Genomic DNA, 15,296 nt, shown 5'->3' on the forward strand with positions numbered 1-15,296 from the left:
GGTGAATTTCGGCGACAACTGACTTACAAGCAGGCGTTTCGGGGTGGTGAAGTGCTGGCGGTGCCCGCGCATCACACCAGTCAAACGTGCCCAGTCTGTCAGCATATCAGCGCCGAAAACCGCAAGACGCAGGCTCGTTTTGAATGCGTCGAATGCGGGTTTTCGGAGAACGCTGATCTGGTGGGTGCGATCAATATCAAAGCGCGAGGACATCGCGTTCTAGCCTGTGGAGAGTCGGCGTTAGCCGCTCGATGAAGCAGGAACCGGCTATCTGAGCAATCAGGTAGCACCCTCTTTTGGGAATCCTCTTCCTGAGCAATTTGCGAAGGGAGGGGAGGATGTCAACAATGTAGTGATTGAAAACCCTGCTGACAATTCACTGTTTGAATCAGCAACCATGACACTTCAGAATCCGACGTCACCCCAATCCCTCGCTGACGTCGCCGGCACGTATCGGGATGATGTGCAACTTTCGCCCAACGGTTTCCAAACCACCCTGACTTTGAACGCCGATGGCACCCTGACCGGTTTTGATAGCAGCCTTTGCGAGTATGAAGGGCAGTATCAGAGCGCACCTGGGTCAGATGCCATAGCTTTTCGTTCTCGGATACAAAGGGCTTGAGATTCGGGGTAGCTTTGATGTTTGGGTGTCCGGCCAACCGCAATGTCAGCGTTTGGTAGGCTCGGGACCTGAAGCGTGTGATTGCTCGTTCACGGTTCACAACAAAGCCCACGGCAACGGATTGAACCCTACCAGCTGACAATGTTAGACCTGCCCGTTTCGATAGCGCCGGTGAGATGGTGTAACCGATCAAGCGATCAAGCGATCAAGCGAGCGAGCGATCGAGCACGCGCGGCGCCTCTTGTGCTGCGACCAGGTTAAGGTCAATGGTGCCCGCCCCCTCTATAGCTAATCGGATCGCGGATTCGGTAATTTCCCGGTAACTGGCGCGACGGACCTGATCCGTGAGGTTAAGGACGTTTTTCAAATGCCACGCAATCGCCTCCCCCTCGCGGTCCGCGTCGGTGGCCAAAATAACATCGTCGCTTAGCTTTGCCAGGCGTCTGAGATTAGCCACCACCTGATGTTTAGTATCAAATATGACATACGATGTTTTAAGAGTAGATTCATCCACGCCCATCTCCTTTTTTGGGAGGTCTCGGACGTGACCAACAGAGGCTTTAACCAAGTAGTCCGAGCCCAGTAAACTCTTTATCTTCTTGCTTTTTTCTGGTGATTCGACAATGACCAGTACCTGCCCCATGAATAATCTCCTCTTTCGGAACATCACCTAATCAGTATCACACAAACCGCTGTAGACTAGGGTCAACAATGACAGAAATACCGGTTTATCCATTAGGGAATCAGGATGGTTATGAACAGAAAAGCGGGTTGCCCGCTCTTGATCCTTGCAGGCGTGTTGTTCTCTGCGAACGTCTATTCGGCTCTTGAGATCAGGGAAAATACGTCGGACTCCAAGCCCCAGGTGCGAGAAGCGGAGTTTGATTCGTCCAATTACTCGGTATGGGTGGACAACACATATCAGGCGGTCGTGGAGTACGGTGTTCAGCAAAATGTGTCCGTGGATGCATCGACCTACGGGGAGCCAATGCCACTGTCGGACGCCCTTAAGATACTGGTGCCGGACCGCTGGAAAGTGCTGCGCTCAAATGACCTGACCAAGAAAGGCCGAATGATGGTGTCCTGGGATTTGTCCAGCGGCACATGGACTGATGTTTTGCGAAATCTTGGTGAGCGACATGGACTACAGTTTCATATCGACTTCAGCAAGAACCAGATTTTCATTCAAAACGGACGCCAGATGATTTTCAGTCGGGCGGAAAATCTGGGGATCTACGAATCGCACCCGGTTAATCGGGTTGATGATGCGGGGTCGCCCGCAAGAACGCAGACTGCCAGAACAGGTGAAGCGCAAGCCCCCGCTATTCAGAAGACCCCCTCCCGAGAACAAGTAAACATCACGTTGGTTAATTCGACGGAAGGGACCTTTACCGTTAAAGAGGGCGATGATGGTCGCGTCATCGTGTCGGACATGGCCCTGATGTTTGGCTACGACCGGTCGTATTGGATGCTGTCGGATAAAAATGCCGGGCAGACACGAACGTACACCGGGAACCCAATGGAAATCATGGCAGGTGTTATGCGCCTGTATGACGCCCGCCTCTGCCTTTACGACGGTGATTTCTCGGCCGCAGCCCTTCCGTCTTCAATGGAGTGTCCAAAATGATCAGCAAACGAATAGTGTCAATCGCTGTTTTCATCAGCGTTGGAATTCTGTCTACAGGACTTGGGGCCGAGTCTTTGTCAAAAGTGGAAAAAATGGACGGCGCCTACCCGATGTCGATTCAGGGCGACGTGATGGACAAGGTACCCGCGGTGGACCCCAATCAATCATCTGAGTTCGAGATCCGAAAAGGTGAGAAGTTGCGCAAAGCCATGCGTCGGTGGGCTCAGACGGTCGGATACGAACTGGTATGGCAACCGGAGCCGGAAGATGGCGACATTCGGTTCGCCTCCAGCATGGTTTTCACTGGAACGTTCGCCGAAGCCGCAAATGACTTTTTTATGGTGGTCCGCGAACAAACCAAATTTGATGGCCGCCTACACAGCAACCGGGTGTTGCGAGTGTACGTCGCTAACGCAAAAATGTAAGGAATCGTTATGCAAGCTCTTAAAATCCACCGAAGCTGGATTGTTGTGAGTCTAGCGGGACTACTGAGCGCGTGCGCGGCCTGGTATCCGGAAACGGACGCGGACAACCCGAAGTTTGATGAGCAGCTGAGCAATCTTAATCAGCGACTGATAGAAACTGAGCGTGATATACGCGAGCGCAATAGCTTTAACACCAACCAGCCATGGCTGGTGTCCGAAGTGATCGAGGAAACGACGAAGTATCCGGACCTTGAGGGCCGCACCCTTAAAGCCAGTCTGTTCAATCAGACGTTGCCACAGATGATAGGCCGGTTAACCGAGCTTTCCGGTGTAAACATTGAACTGTCCTCGGATCTCTTTGTGAGCGCGGGCGGCGGCAACGATGGCGGCGGACAGACCGGGGGCAGCAGACTTCAGGTCCAGATGGAACCAGAGCAGAGCGTCGATATGTCAAGTGTCATGACTCTGTTGGGGCGCGCGAGCTTTGGAGAACAAGGGAGCATTCGTGAAAACCCGCTATCAGTTCGGATATCGGTGAGCTCAAACGTTCAGCCAGTGACTAATGCATTCAACGATATTGCAGGCCAACTCGGTATCCACTGGCGTTATAACAAAGACCGTGAAATCGTGACGTTTTACCGGTTGGCGAGAAAAAACTTTCAGATCTTCTTTCCTGGGCTGGCGGACGCGGAAATTAATGTTGGCGGAAACGGCCAAGACAGCGTTATTGACCAGTCAAGCTCGTTTGAACACGAAGGCGGTGACTGGGAAGAAATTGCCTCAGCGATGCAGTCGTTAATGACGCCTTTTGGAAAGGCCACGGTCGTTAAAAGCACCGGCAACATCGTGGTGACAGACACCCCGGAAGGCGTGAGAAATGTCGAAGAATACGTAGAGAGCTTGAATGACATTTTCGGTCGTCAGGTTTACCTGCAGATTCGCACGGCAACGGTGTCGGTTGAAAACACCAATGATTTTAACATGACCTGGAAAAATATTCTTAATACGGTGAACGGTGGCTCCACAAATCTCGGCTTGAATAGCGCAAACGTACCTTCTTCAGCGCTACCCAACGCACTGAACGTGATTCGCACGGCAAACGGTGCGAGCCTGGCGCTGGAAATGCTTGCGCGTGAAACACAGAGCACCGAGATCAATGAACAATCGGTGACAACGCTGTCGAATCAGCCTGCCAGCTTAAAGGTCCTGACAGAAACTGGATTTATTTCAGGAATTAGTCAACAGGACATCTCAAGCACGACCGACAACGTGGTGTCGGACGTGCAGACAGACACAGTGAATGTTGGTTTCGATGCAACACTCATCCCTCGCGTAGTCAGCGCCTCAACCCTGCAGCTTCAGGTCGCTTTGGAATTATCAAGCAATCTGACGCTCGTTAATTTTGATTCGACCATCGTGCAAACGCCGACCCGGGACCGGAACTCAGTGGTTCAGCGTGCCTGGCTAAAAGACGGCGAAACCTGGGTGCTGGCGGCATTTTCTTCTATGAAATCGACCGAACAGGAAACCGGTTCAGGCTCTTCTGGTTTTTGGGGCCTCGGTGGAGGCACTAGCAAGTCTAAAGAGCGCCAAGTGCTCTTGGTAATGATCACGCCTCACATTCAGAGAGGTGTGTTCTGATGCCAGCGATCCACATTGAGGGGTTGTCTGTAAATCCGGTTATTGTTGGCTTTGATTGGGAAACCATTAACCAGAAGGAGTTGGTGTCCCGGGCCAAGACCGCGAACCTGGAAAAAAAGGCAACGTTCAGCCGGAAGATAAAAATATCCGGTGAAAAGAAGGTCAGTTTCGGCACCATTCCTGAATCGCATTTACGGGGAATCAAGGGGGGCGTCTCGCTGGCCGCTTGGCTGAACGCCTCAGTCGACCGGAACACAGTGTTCGCTGTCGAGCGAATAAGTCCCGACAACAGTGATAACGATTCAAAAGACCTTTATTGGCTTTGCGTGGTGAACTCAGGCGAGATCATCTCGGGCACGGATGTTGTATTGGACTGGCCGTCCGTGAATACGATGGTGTCAGACCTCCTTGATGTATTTGATCGGGAAAACACACTTTTTGTCGGTAACGGTGTTGCGAGCCTCGATGTTCTTGTCGGCAGCAATCAGGGCAATGAGCCGATTGCAGGTGTTCTGAACAAATCCCGCCAAAAAAATGCGGTGCTCAAGTCTGCAATTAATTCAAAAAATATGCTGTTATCCAGCTCAATAGGTGCAGCTCTGCTAGCCGTGACTTTGGGTGGGTACCTCTATTATACGGATCTTCAGGAAAAAGAAGCCGACCAGGAGCGCACCAGGCAACTGCAAACGCAACGTCTCGATTCGGCACAACGCTCGTGGGCAGAAACTCTTGAAGATTCTCAGCGCCGAGCAAAAGGCGAGCACACCCTGGATGCACTCGTAGGGCAACGACTAGCCTCTATGCGACCAACTATAGCGGGCTGGGAATTACGGAATATCGAATGTCTTTCCGGCAACTGCACTGCAGGATACGAGAACACAGATTTATCACAGCCGGAGTTCCTGAAACGCGCTTTGGCGGATATCTGCGACAGCGTGGAGCTGGATCGCCCCGGGTTGGTGGCCACCTGTTCCTTTTCGTATCCCGATAGACAGGAAACGATAGATGTCGGGGACCGTAGCTGGCTCCTCAAAGAAGGACAATGGGATGCAGTACGGAGTGACATTATGAGTCTCACTCGCCTCCGAAGCGCCATTGCCTATTCCTTTGGCGAGGTTGAACAGGTTTCGTTTCCCGGCAAAGGGCTTCTGAAGAACGTAGATCTGTTTCAAATAGGCAGCTATGCCCTGAATACTCCGTTGTCCCACTATCCTGCCGTGCTGTCTCTGTTTGAGAAGTATCCGGGCATATCGGTCATCAAATTGGAGTTCAACGCGAGTCAACAGATTCTGACCATCAGCGGTTTGATTTATGTGGAGGATTCACTGTGAAAAATGTATGCCAGATCGTATGTATTGGAGCCCTTATGGGCTTCTCAAATATCGCAGCGGCCCAATCCTACGAGGATCACATGGATGTCCAGCAGGTATTGCAGGACCTTGATTGGAAGATCCAGATCAAAGAGAAGCAATTAGAAGTTGAAAAACTGATCTTCAATATTGCAGAAAAGAAACTCCAGGCGCCCTCAGCAGATAGCTCGAACCCGCAGAGTGAGGGCAACAGCAACCGTCAGGTGTTTGATTATGGCCAAGGTGTGGAAGAGGTCGAGCTTACCGAGGCCGAATTAGCTGAAATGGAGCGACAGAATGTGCGACAACAGCAGGAGTTTGCAAGAGAAAGCGCCAAGAATATCATTGAGCGCGCAGCGTTGATTGAGGTGTTCCAAAAACCTCAAGGCAGCCATTTGCAAGCCATCATTGCAACCGGTAATGGCCCCCAGGAAATCGAAGTGGGCGACGATGTTCGGGGGTGGCGGGTGGCCGGTATAACCCTGCAGAGCATCACCTTCAGGCATTCAGAGTTCGATCTTGAACGCGAAATCCGACACATCCGGTGAAGCTATGTCCGCGCCAATGAATGAGAAAAAGACGCCAATAGGGCGCTTGCTGGTCCGGGAGGGTCTAATTTCAGAGGAAACACTGGAACAGGCTCTCGAAAAGCAGCGCGAACTGAGAGCAAAAAATAAGTCGGTGCAACTAGGCCGCATCCTGATTGTCACTGGATTTATTACTGACAGCGACATAGAACGTGTCGTTAAAACGCAGCCAAAGAACAAGCCGATTGTCTTCAAGTTGCGCTCGGAGCTTGAAGAAATTTATGGCGAGATTTCAAAGGTTACTCGAAAGCCGAAAACCGGCAATAGCTTCGTAAGTGATGATCAAGCAGATAAAATGCTTGTTGCTGAAGCCAAGGGTAACGTACCTGTCATTGTCATAACCGACAAGGGTGGGGCTTCTTCTGTTAACGCGATGCTGGCTATTAAGAATGCCGTGCGACAGGCCTACCATGGCACAAGTGATCAGCAATCCGGCGATCAGATTGCGATGGTTCGTGTAACAGCCGATCTGTTCACCATCTACAACCGTTTGCAAAGCGATTCTCACGAGGACCAACACGGCAGCGATGGTAGTGAGACTGGGCCTGAGAAAGAATTTCGCGATCTTCTCCGCCATGCTTATGAATCTAAAGCGGTTGACCTGCATTTTTTCCGTAATATCAATGTCTGCCGAGTTCGTTTCCGTGTGTGGGGATCACTTCGCACCTATGAGGAGTGGCTGCCCGGGAAATCCGATGATCTGTTAAGCGTTGCATTCTCGGGGTTCGGCAAGGGGTCCAAATACTCACACTGGAAAGCGAATATCCGACAGCGAGTGCGGATAAAGATGCAGTACGATCAATTCACCACGCTCGACTGCCGGTATGAGCACGCGCCCGGCGATGATGGTGCTTATCACGCCTGTATTCGGATATTGGCGAACGACAAGCGTGAGGTCAGCCAGCAAATTGATCTGCGCCGCTTGGGATTTACGAGTGCCCAAACGTATGCCCTGAAGTCTGCGGGCTCTGGGGCATCGGGCATGGTCATTTTGTCTGGTCCTACGGGTTCAGGGAAAAGCACCACATTGTCCGGCCTGGTCAAATACCTGAATCGTAACGATGACATCAACATCCTGACCGTCGAAAGTCCAATTGAACGAGAATTGCCGGCATTTCAGACATCAGTGTCGGATGACGACGATGCTGACCCACGGGAGTTTGCCCAGGCCATCAAATCAACCCTTCGCCGCGATCCTGATATCCTGATGGTTGGCGAAGTACGAGATGAAATGTCCGCCTCCGCTGCCGCTACCGGGGTTCAGACCGGTCACACGTTGCTGACCACAGTTCACGCGCAATCAGCCATCGAGATTATTGAACGGCTTTCCAGTCCGGCCATGAAGCTACCCCCGGAAACTATCGGATCGCCCTCGTTCGTGTCGGCGTTGGTGTTTCAGATGCTTCTGCCGACAATGGACCCCGAAACCAAGATTCGATTGACGAAGAACAACGTCAGCGATCACTGCTCGGAAACCCAGATTGTACGCTTGCTGAACCTTGTACCAGACATTGAAGCACATTCGATATCTGTCAGAGGCTCAAGCGACGAATACCCCGAGGGTGTTTCCGGGATGACTATCTGCGCAGAGGTTGTCATTCCCGACGAGACGCTGAGAAATCTCTTTCGGAGCATGTCATTAACGGAGGCGTTAAATTACTGGAAAGACAAAGGTCGCGAATCCGAAAAGGGATTACCGCTGGACCAAAGGCTCACGGGCTTGAGTGCTGCGGATCACGCGGTGGGGAAAATGAAGCAGGGGTTGATCGACCCCCGGGATCTTGAGTTGTATTTCGGTCACCTGGATCTCCTTGAGGATAATGTATGAGCGTGGTTAAGGAATGGTTCGATAAAATAGGAGCAAATGAACGGGTTGAGTTCTATGACTTCACTATCACCTTGCTGGACTCAGGAAGGTCTTTGCTGGAGACCATGGGCAAGGTTGCCCGAACGATCGAACAGCAGGCCGATAAAATTGTGATCGGTAAAGGTAAGCTATTAAAGCAGGCCAAACTTTATCGTTTTGTCGAGCTTGGGCTGCGGGACGGCAAGCCGCTTCACACCATTCTGACCGGCAGAATACCGGACTCCGAAGTAATGATGATCATGGCTGGGGGGCAGGGTGACCTGGAAACAGGGCTGCGCAGCGCCATGAGCGATGCCAAAGGCAAAGCGGCCATGCGCAAAGCGATTATAGCAGGACTGTCCTACCCCGTAGTGCTCGCTTTTTTGGTAGTTGGGGCTATTTCATGGGTTGGTACAAACTTGATGCCGACGTTGGTGATGTTAAAACCAGTAGAACAGTGGGCTCAGAGCGAACAAAACATGTATTGGTTATCCCATAACGTGGGGACATGGTTTCCAGTCGCCACGATTGTACTGACACTTTACGTCGTTCTTGTGAATGTCGTGAACTATTACGTTCTCGGCGATGCCCGGGAAAAGATACACGGTATACCGCCGCTGAATATTATCCGGAAAGTGACGGCAGCGACGCTCCTGACCACGCTTGCAAGCCTGCTCCGCTCAGGCGCGACGTTGAGGGTTGGCCTTGAGCGAGTGCAGCTGGCCAGTAAATCGCCTTACCTGATCTCGTATGTTGAGCAGGCATTGACGAATATCCGGCTTGGGCTCTCTGCTAAGGGGCCAGGCCGGGCCCTGGGTTCCCGCCTTTTTAGTCCAGATGTCATGGTCAAGCTCGAAGTCTTTGGCGAAGGCAAGTCAGCACAGTTTGCCGGAAAGCTCGAAGACATTGCAGCCCAGGCGCGCCAAGAAGCAATGAACACAATATCAAGAGTGGCCAAAATCACATCAATGCTTTTAATGTTTACGGCTGCCGGCGTTATTGGGTTCACCGTTCTGATGATGTTTTCTCTCATCGGGTCAATGGGCGGGTGATAAAAATGAAACACCGGGCGAATAAACAGCCGCTCATAGCTATAAACTAAGGTGGTTCATGCGATGCAACAGTGAACCATCATACAAAATCGGAGAAATGGAAAATGAAATACAAGGTAATGGCACACTCTAGCCCAAGAGCGATGCGTCAGACAGGTTTCACGCTGGTTGAAACGCTGCTTGTCATCGGTATTCTGGTTTTGGCGATGGCCGCTATCACGGGGGTAGCCCTCACCACCGGCGCCAGTCAGGCGGCTCAGAATGAAGGACTCTTAATCGACACCGCCGGCAATAAAATTCGCAACATATACAGCTCCACGGCTGACTATAACACGCTGGATACGGCGGTAGCCGAAGGTTTCGAGCTGTTTCCTCAGAGCATGGGGCAGGCTCCAACAATCAACACCTGGGGTGGCACAGTCACCGTTGTATCTCCGCCAGCCAATGTCGCTACGCCTTCCGGCGTTGGCGCTCGTCAATTCGAGATCAACTGGCCGAACGTGGCGGAAGACTCGTGCTCGGATCTGGCAGCAAAGCAGACCAGCGCCCTTGGCGTGAGTGTCGACGGCACCGAAGTGTACAGCAGGGGGGACGCTGATCTGGACCCAATTAACCCCGCCTTGGTATCAGGAAACTGCGATGAAGGCGTCACCGTGACCTTTGTGTACGGCAAGCTGTAACCGACATAACCTACAGAACTTTGATGCCGGCCGTTTGGCCGGCACCTTCTTTTCGGATGCTCAGATAATGACAAAACACGGTAAGCCAGCAATGCGAAGCCAGCAAGGCTTTCTGCTGTTTGAGTTTTTGCTAGTATCTGTATTGGTGGTGTCTTTACTGGCAAGTGTTGCCCTGATTTTGAACCAGCAGCGTGAACGCGATTATGTTCGTATTCGTGCAACCTGGGTTTCACAATACATGATGGCCACCGGGTCCTACATGGCCCAACAGGGTGCAGTGACGCCTGCAGTGCTAGTACGTAATGGGACCGACTGGCTAAAGGATAATACGTGCGGTGGAGCGTTCACACCGGCAAACGCTCATCTTTCATGTGAAGTGCCCACGGACTTCAACAACGATTTTGGTCTCGGCCCACCGACAGTGACCTTTGACTGGTCTAATCCGGCCACCCCGTTAGCCAATGTTGCCTTCGGGGTGGTCGATGGCCCTGGTGGTGTGCCAAGCCCGGTTAGAGCTGCAGAACTAATGACCGCAACGAACAGCAAGCTCGAAAGTGTGGGGTTCAATTTTGCTGAAGTCTTCAACGTAAACACTAACGACCCAGCATTCGATCCAGTCATTAATCCGGCAGCGTTTGTGGCTCGCCTGCAAAGCGGCAATCTCGACGGTGTAATCGATGCCCAGATTCCTTCCGGAATATTTGTGCGCTTGGATGGTAACTCGGTTATGACAGGACCGTTGATCAATGCCAATAACAACTGGGCAATGATTGGCCGAGACGCATCCGGCGTTGAAAACGCGGTTGCCCAAAGCCCAACAGCGAGCGTGAATGTAAACGATGTATTTGTCCGATCCGCCGAAGGCGGAGCAGGCGCCTGGACCTCAGAGACACACGAGCTGGCCCGTGAGGCTTTTGAACTGGCCGCTCGGGCGCCGAACTTCATCACCAATGTCCGATCTGGCTCCACGATGTTCAAACCAACGTGCCCGCTCGGGTTAACTCCGGAACTTTACGCGACTCCGGCCGGTTTCATTGGCGGTGACGGTCCGCCAAACGTTCCGGGTGGAAGCGCGTTCGTAAGTGGCGTTCGCATTGACGTTAACGACCTTGGGGCCCAGTGGAGTCTGGTGATGGAAGTATTGTTTGATGGATCCACCGGCTTCGAGCCTATTCCTGCTGCGAACCCGGAGATGGGCTTGATATCTGCTACCGTGATATGTGAAGACTGAAAACAGCTGACACTTTCACCGGCGTCAAGTCGAGGTTTGGCGCCAAACCCCCACCGCCCTAGTCCGGTAGCTCGAAATTGATCTTCGTGACACCACCCGGTATGACAGAAATGCTGTCATAGTCAATCGCATCCAGATTGAAAATTGTCATGAACTTGGCAATTCCAAACTCGGTATGCACATCGTATGCAATCGCGTTTAGCTGGTCATAGGGCGGAATGTCGATCAGCTTGTCCAGCAGGTCCATTCGATTGGACGGCCTTCTGGGAAATCTTTCGTCAGGCTCTCCATCCAGGCTCAGCCAGTTGTTCCAATAATGGTTAATATCGTCCATGACCTCGGCAGAGGCTCGAATCGGAAGATTGAGGAATCGACACTCCGACAGCGAACTGAGCGACTGCTTGTTGGGGTTCCACTTGCCGACTTCGATCCGAAAATCCAGGAATGATAAATACAGGCTGTCTGCCTTTGCTTTTCTCAGGGCGGCACGATTGATATTGCCTGGCCCTTTGTGACCATAGGTCACCGTTACTCCACGTCTCGGCAACCGAACGTCCGGCGTCTGAAAATACTCGGCTTCTTTAATGGTATGACGTTTAGGAACAACGTTACCTTTAGTCATAAAGAAGGCTTTACCGCCTATTTGTGACACATTAACTCCTGATAAAAAACAATTAAGCGGTACTGAAATTGTTGCACAGTTTACTAAAAGCTACGTCATAAAATGATAATTGGCAATCCCGCACCCGATGGATGGTGGGGCAAAATCTTGCGAGCAACCACATAATAAGTGTTATGGTATTTGCTCATACGCGGTATTTTCGAATAAAATTCTTCAAATAGAATAGTAGCATATCAGGTTCAGAAAAATCTGGTAATTAAAGGCCAATCAGGAGCGTTTTGTGACCACTGCCTCAAGAACCCGGAAAAGCACCTTCACTGACATTACGCGGCCCTCCGAGCCAATACACGGTGAGTATATTCGGGTCCTGGAAAAGACATTAAACAATAGCCAGATTGCCGCTGAAGGAGACCGGATTCGCGCAACCGATACGGGGTTTTTGCTCAATATACCGATTCCCCGCATCCCCATGTTAGCCCACGCCCCATCCTCAGTACATCGACCGGATAAACGCGCCCGCCGTGGTGGCAAAATGGCAACAAAATCCGAGAAGAGTAAATCCGATGCGGCGAAGGTTCCTGCAGCGTCTCCGTCCGATGACGGTAGTATCAGGCCGAACCTTGCCATCCTTATTCGGCTACTTCTGGAACACCCAGAATACGCCTCGATGTTACCACCAAAACCCGGCAACCGTCAGGTTCACGAATTGATCACCGACTTTCTGCCGTCAATGGAGGAGGCATCCGAAATTCGTTCCGGCCGCAGGGGCTCAGTAAAGGACAAACGCCGGTATTTTGCGCCACTATTTGGACGGAGCGTGGTATCCAGCTACAAGATGCTACCCCCAGAGGGCGAGGAGTATCTTTACAGCGCCAGAGAAAACAGTCAGCCGGTTATACGTATTCAAATGCTGATCATGGAGAGATTTGGGAAAATCTTTCATGACATCTACCAGGCGTATCGCTATCGGCACATGCCAGAATTCGAGCGCAACAATCCCCGGTACCTGCCTACCAACCACAACTGGCTCATATTAAATGAACAAAGCGTACTGACAGAGTGGATGAACGAAAAAGTACAGAAGCGATTCCAGGAAGAGGTTCAGGAAGAATGGCGAAACTGGTTTGAAAACTGTTACCTGGAAACGCTTGAAGCAGAAGCCGCCTCCCGGGATATGACGCTCAAGGAAGCGCTGAAAACCGGCAAGTGGACCAATAAAAAGCCCGTTTCCAAGGATGAGTGGTCAACCTATCCACCAAACAAAGCACCCATTCTGGGCGACGATAATAGCCCATTGTGCAGATTCAGGGAGAACCTTGGCCTATCGTCGCCAGAAATGCTGTGGTTGCTGGGTCTGCAAATAAAGAGTTTCTTTCGTTATCGGGAGAGATCGAACCAGCGCATCGATACCGCCGTGAGCGTTTTGGTGCGCCATTTCTACAACAATCCTGACGACCTAGCGCTGTTCATTACACCTCCCCCAAGCGGTGAACATTTACTCCGGATGATCCAGAGCATTGACCCAGGGTTCCAACGTCGACATATAGGCTTGCTGTTCGGAGGTGGTGTCGTGGCGGGGTATAATATGACTCAGCCAGGTGCAGAAGTATCATTTTTCGCGCACCGCCTGGCGTCAATTTTCGTAGAGCACATCCAGTACGGCACGACCATCTATTGGCATTTGCGCGAAGCGGTTGAGGCGGAAGTCAAAGCCCGCGGTCTTGATATAACGGAATTCTGGAAGACGGGAGCCTGGTACCATGAATACAGCGAAGACGATGAACGCGAACCTGCCATCTGTTGAAGGCGAGGGTGATTCTGGTAACACGCTACCAGGCTTTATGCTGTCGGGTGCACAGCTGCGGCCGACAACTGAAACCAGCCTGATCCCGACAGAATGGGAAACCGACCCTCAACTGACCCTGGATGGGCTCGATCTGCAAAACGTATCCAGCGAGGATCGGGAAGCGTATTGCCGATTTTTGCTCGGCAAGCTGCAGTCCCGATACCGCGACCTGAAGGTTCAGGGTAACCGGGTGCGCGAGCGAATCGCGCTCGATGGGTCATTGGGGCACCGGGCAATGATGGACACGCCGGCCGCCGAAGATGATGCAACTGCACGCCAGCAGGCAACCGAGTCGCTGACCAACTGGTTTTACAAAGACGGCCAGAACGAAAAAGAGACGATCTCATACATTGGCGCTGTCGGTTGCTCCAGCGAGGCTATCGGCGCCATCAAGGAACTCAACCGCCAAAAGGCAGGGTTCAAGCAAGCGCTGGGGCATTTGCGCGATGCCCTACACCACGGCACACAGACGTGTGGGACGCTTTACTCGCTGGTCGGGCATATTGCCCCCAACGCCCTTCCCAATGTCGAGAGGCGGTACGCTGGATCGCTGGTTCGCCACCTTATCCATACTCGACTGAATATCCGCCAGCTGGTTCGCCAGATTCCTGTGGTCGGTAGCTGTCCCGCAACGATCCGCTGGCGCTGGACCGAGGTACCCACGACGCTACGGTTAAAGCGAGCAGATGTCCTGGAATATCTGGATCAACGGGCTGACAACCCCTTGGCCCGACTGGATTATGAGCGTATCTGTACTGTGAGTGATGGGTTTTTTTGCTGGCGCAAAGGGATCTCCCACGACTGTCGCATTTCGGTCAAATGCGGTCTCAAGAGCGCGGATACGCGCCCCCACTACCTGAGCTTCAAGTCACGGATGCCGGTGTTTTATTTGGAGTTGCGGGACAGTGGCGCGGCGGTGCCCCCGAAAATGACCGTGGTACCCGATGAAACGGAGCGTCGAACCCGGGAAAAACGTGTCGACCCAGAACCCTTCCTCAACACTATGGCCATCCACCGATATTTGAATCCTTCGGCGAGCTGAAATTTCTGGCCACGTTCGGTCGCAAGGCCTGGAGGGGGGGGAGCGGCAGTTCAAATTCTCAAGAAGTACAGACCCTGCTAAGGCTATGTTCGCACTAAGTGTTGAAAACTTTCTGTCATAATGAAATCCGCCATAAAATCAGTTGGTTGATTTATTTTTGATTGATTATGATCGAACCATCGAAACCAGCCAAGATATTGGGTGGCGACACCGTGAAAACGCTGGATCCAGCCCTTGAGTCGTTGATGGTAGTTGTTCACCCCTTGAATGTGGAAGACTGACGCTTTGACTCTTTCACCAGCACTGGCGTTGAGCACCTTGTGCTCAAGATGGTGCTTACGGGTCAATGTTTCAAAGGTCAGATGACCGTCTGTACAGAGAACGATATCTCGGTTTAACAGGGGGAGCAGATGCTGCTCTACATTTTTCAGAGTGACGTGTTTGAGAACAAAGTCGGCCTCACCAGCGCTGCGGTCACGAGCCACCAGAACGGGCACCCACGTGACTCCTTTCTTGTTGTCATTGCCTCGCTTGCGAACAGGCCGTTTANCAATTTTGCGTTTGCCTTTGAATGATTCGCGGAACATTGTTTGATCAGCTTCTACGATGCCAGTAAGTAGAGGTGTATTAAGGTAATCTGCCAGTTTTAGGAAGCGATGGCGCCAGCGGAAAGAAGTGGACAGATGAACGTGGCAACGCGCTGCTGCTTTACGCAGTGCTTCAGAG

The 15,296-nt window shown here is 52.0% G+C and carries 16 protein-coding genes; 12 read left to right on the forward strand and 4 right to left on the reverse strand.

What is annotated here, in order from left to right:
* The first annotated feature begins 60 nt into the window (after window positions 1-60).
* Window positions 61-255 (forward strand): zinc ribbon domain-containing protein, encoded by a 195-nt coding sequence (locus tag A3OI_RS22215; protein ID WP_267283306.1) that lies wholly within the window; start codon window positions 61-63, stop codon window positions 253-255.
* Window positions 256-341: 86 nt separating this feature from the next.
* Here the strand turns inward: A3OI_RS22215 and A3OI_RS22220 are convergent, their stop codons facing one another.
* Window positions 342-815, reverse strand: a complete 474-nt coding sequence (locus A3OI_RS22220; protein ID WP_081622954.1) for a DNA topoisomerase — start codon at window positions 813-815, stop codon at window positions 342-344.
* Window positions 816-827: 12 nt separating this feature from the next.
* Window positions 828-1,265: a toprim domain-containing protein gene (locus A3OI_RS0115495; protein WP_018405161.1), complete on the reverse strand. Its 438-nt coding sequence runs from the start codon at window positions 1,263-1,265 to the stop codon at window positions 828-830.
* Window positions 1,266-1,376: 111 nt separating this feature from the next.
* Between A3OI_RS0115495 and A3OI_RS0115500 the strand changes: the two genes are divergently transcribed.
* From A3OI_RS0115500 to A3OI_RS0115540, 9 genes are all read left to right on the forward strand, one after another.
* Window positions 1,377-2,249: a hypothetical protein gene (locus tag A3OI_RS0115500; RefSeq protein ID WP_155903169.1), complete on the forward strand. Its 873-nt coding sequence runs from the start codon at window positions 1,377-1,379 to the stop codon at window positions 2,247-2,249.
* Complete coding sequence (locus tag A3OI_RS0115505) at window positions 2,246-2,674, forward strand: TcpQ domain-containing protein (RefSeq protein WP_018405163.1); 429 nt, start codon at window positions 2,246-2,248, stop codon at window positions 2,672-2,674. Before A3OI_RS0115500 ends, A3OI_RS0115505 begins: the two co-directional genes overlap by 4 nt.
* Before the next feature lie 9 nt (window positions 2,675-2,683).
* Window positions 2,684-4,315, forward strand: a complete 1,632-nt coding sequence (locus A3OI_RS0115510; RefSeq protein WP_018405164.1) for a hypothetical protein — start codon at window positions 2,684-2,686, stop codon at window positions 4,313-4,315.
* Window positions 4,315-5,646 (forward strand): type 4b pilus protein PilO2, encoded by a 1,332-nt coding sequence (gene pilO2 / locus A3OI_RS0115515; RefSeq protein ID WP_018405165.1) that lies wholly within the window; start codon window positions 4,315-4,317, stop codon window positions 5,644-5,646. The genes A3OI_RS0115510 and pilO2 overlap by 1 nt, the downstream gene beginning before the upstream one ends.
* Window positions 5,643-6,212, forward strand: coding sequence for a hypothetical protein (locus A3OI_RS0115520; RefSeq protein ID WP_155903171.1), 570 nt, complete (start codon window positions 5,643-5,645; stop codon window positions 6,210-6,212). The genes pilO2 and A3OI_RS0115520 overlap by 4 nt, the downstream gene beginning before the upstream one ends.
* Window positions 6,213-6,228: 16 nt before the next feature.
* Window positions 6,229-8,079: a GspE/PulE family protein gene (locus tag A3OI_RS0115525; protein WP_228703008.1), complete on the forward strand. Its 1,851-nt coding sequence runs from the start codon at window positions 6,229-6,231 to the stop codon at window positions 8,077-8,079.
* Entirely contained in the window at window positions 8,076-9,149 is a 1,074-nt protein-coding gene (locus A3OI_RS0115530; RefSeq protein ID WP_018405168.1) for a type II secretion system F family protein, read from the forward strand. Before A3OI_RS0115525 ends, A3OI_RS0115530 begins: the two co-directional genes overlap by 4 nt.
* 104 nt (window positions 9,150-9,253) lie before the next feature.
* Window positions 9,254-9,829: a type 4 pilus major pilin gene (locus A3OI_RS0115535; protein ID WP_155903175.1), complete on the forward strand. Its 576-nt coding sequence runs from the start codon at window positions 9,254-9,256 to the stop codon at window positions 9,827-9,829.
* A 91-nt stretch (window positions 9,830-9,920) separates the two neighbouring features.
* Window positions 9,921-11,060 carry a hypothetical protein gene (locus A3OI_RS0115540; RefSeq protein ID WP_018405170.1) on the forward strand — a complete coding sequence of 380 codons (1,140 nt, stop codon included), beginning with the start codon at window positions 9,921-9,923 and terminating at the stop codon, window positions 11,058-11,060.
* Between the two features lie 58 nt (window positions 11,061-11,118).
* Here the strand turns inward: A3OI_RS0115540 and A3OI_RS0115545 are convergent, their stop codons facing one another.
* On the reverse strand, window positions 11,119-11,712 hold the full coding sequence (locus A3OI_RS0115545) for a hypothetical protein (protein ID WP_018405171.1): 594 nt from the start codon (window positions 11,710-11,712) through the stop codon (window positions 11,119-11,121).
* A 250-nt stretch (window positions 11,713-11,962) separates the two neighbouring features.
* Between A3OI_RS0115545 and A3OI_RS0115550 the strand changes: the two genes are divergently transcribed.
* Window positions 11,963-13,486, forward strand: a complete 1,524-nt coding sequence (locus A3OI_RS0115550; protein WP_018405172.1) for a hypothetical protein — start codon at window positions 11,963-11,965, stop codon at window positions 13,484-13,486.
* A complete protein-coding gene (locus A3OI_RS0115555; RefSeq protein ID WP_155903173.1) occupies window positions 13,443-14,570 on the forward strand; it encodes a hypothetical protein in 1,128 nt (375 codons plus the stop codon). The genes A3OI_RS0115550 and A3OI_RS0115555 overlap by 44 nt, the downstream gene beginning before the upstream one ends.
* An 83-nt stretch (window positions 14,571-14,653) precedes the next feature.
* On the opposite strand, the gene A3OI_RS20485 is transcribed toward A3OI_RS0115555, so the two are convergent.
* Entirely contained in the window at window positions 14,654-15,286 is a 633-nt protein-coding gene (locus A3OI_RS20485) for an IS1595 family transposase (RefSeq protein ID WP_081622875.1), read from the reverse strand.
* Between the last annotated feature and the right edge of the window lie 10 nt (window positions 15,287-15,296).

The organism is Marinobacter gelidimuriae (assembly GCF_000372805.1).
In the GTDB taxonomy this organism is placed as follows: Bacteria; Pseudomonadota; Gammaproteobacteria; order Pseudomonadales; family Oleiphilaceae; genus Marinobacter; species Marinobacter gelidimuriae.

Excerpts from the sequence above, each read along its gene's own strand:
- A3OI_RS0115510 (WP_018405164.1), top strand. The coding sequence starts at position 2,684 with ATGCAAGCTCTTAAAATCCACCGAAGCTGGATTGTTGTGAGTCTAGCG.
- A3OI_RS0115555 (WP_155903173.1), top strand. The coding sequence starts at position 13,443 with ATGAATACAGCGAAGACGATGAACGCGAACCTGCCATCTGTTGAAGGC.
- pilO2 (WP_018405165.1), top strand. The coding sequence starts at position 4,315 with ATGCCAGCGATCCACATTGAGGGGTTGTCTGTAAATCCGGTTATTGTT.
- A3OI_RS0115500 (WP_155903169.1), top strand. The coding sequence starts at position 1,377 with ATGAACAGAAAAGCGGGTTGCCCGCTCTTGATCCTTGCAGGCGTGTTG.
- A3OI_RS0115535 (WP_155903175.1), top strand. The coding sequence starts at position 9,254 with ATGAAATACAAGGTAATGGCACACTCTAGCCCAAGAGCGATGCGTCAG.
- A3OI_RS0115505 (WP_018405163.1), top strand. The coding sequence starts at position 2,246 with ATGATCAGCAAACGAATAGTGTCAATCGCTGTTTTCATCAGCGTTGGA.
- A3OI_RS0115540 (WP_018405170.1), top strand. The coding sequence starts at position 9,921 with ATGCGAAGCCAGCAAGGCTTTCTGCTGTTTGAGTTTTTGCTAGTATCT.
- A3OI_RS0115530 (WP_018405168.1), top strand. The coding sequence starts at position 8,076 with ATGAGCGTGGTTAAGGAATGGTTCGATAAAATAGGAGCAAATGAACGG.
- A3OI_RS0115525 (WP_228703008.1), top strand. The coding sequence starts at position 6,229 with ATGAATGAGAAAAAGACGCCAATAGGGCGCTTGCTGGTCCGGGAGGGT.
- A3OI_RS0115495 (WP_018405161.1), bottom strand. The coding sequence starts at position 1,265 with ATGGGGCAGGTACTGGTCATTGTCGAATCACCAGAAAAAAGCAAGAAG.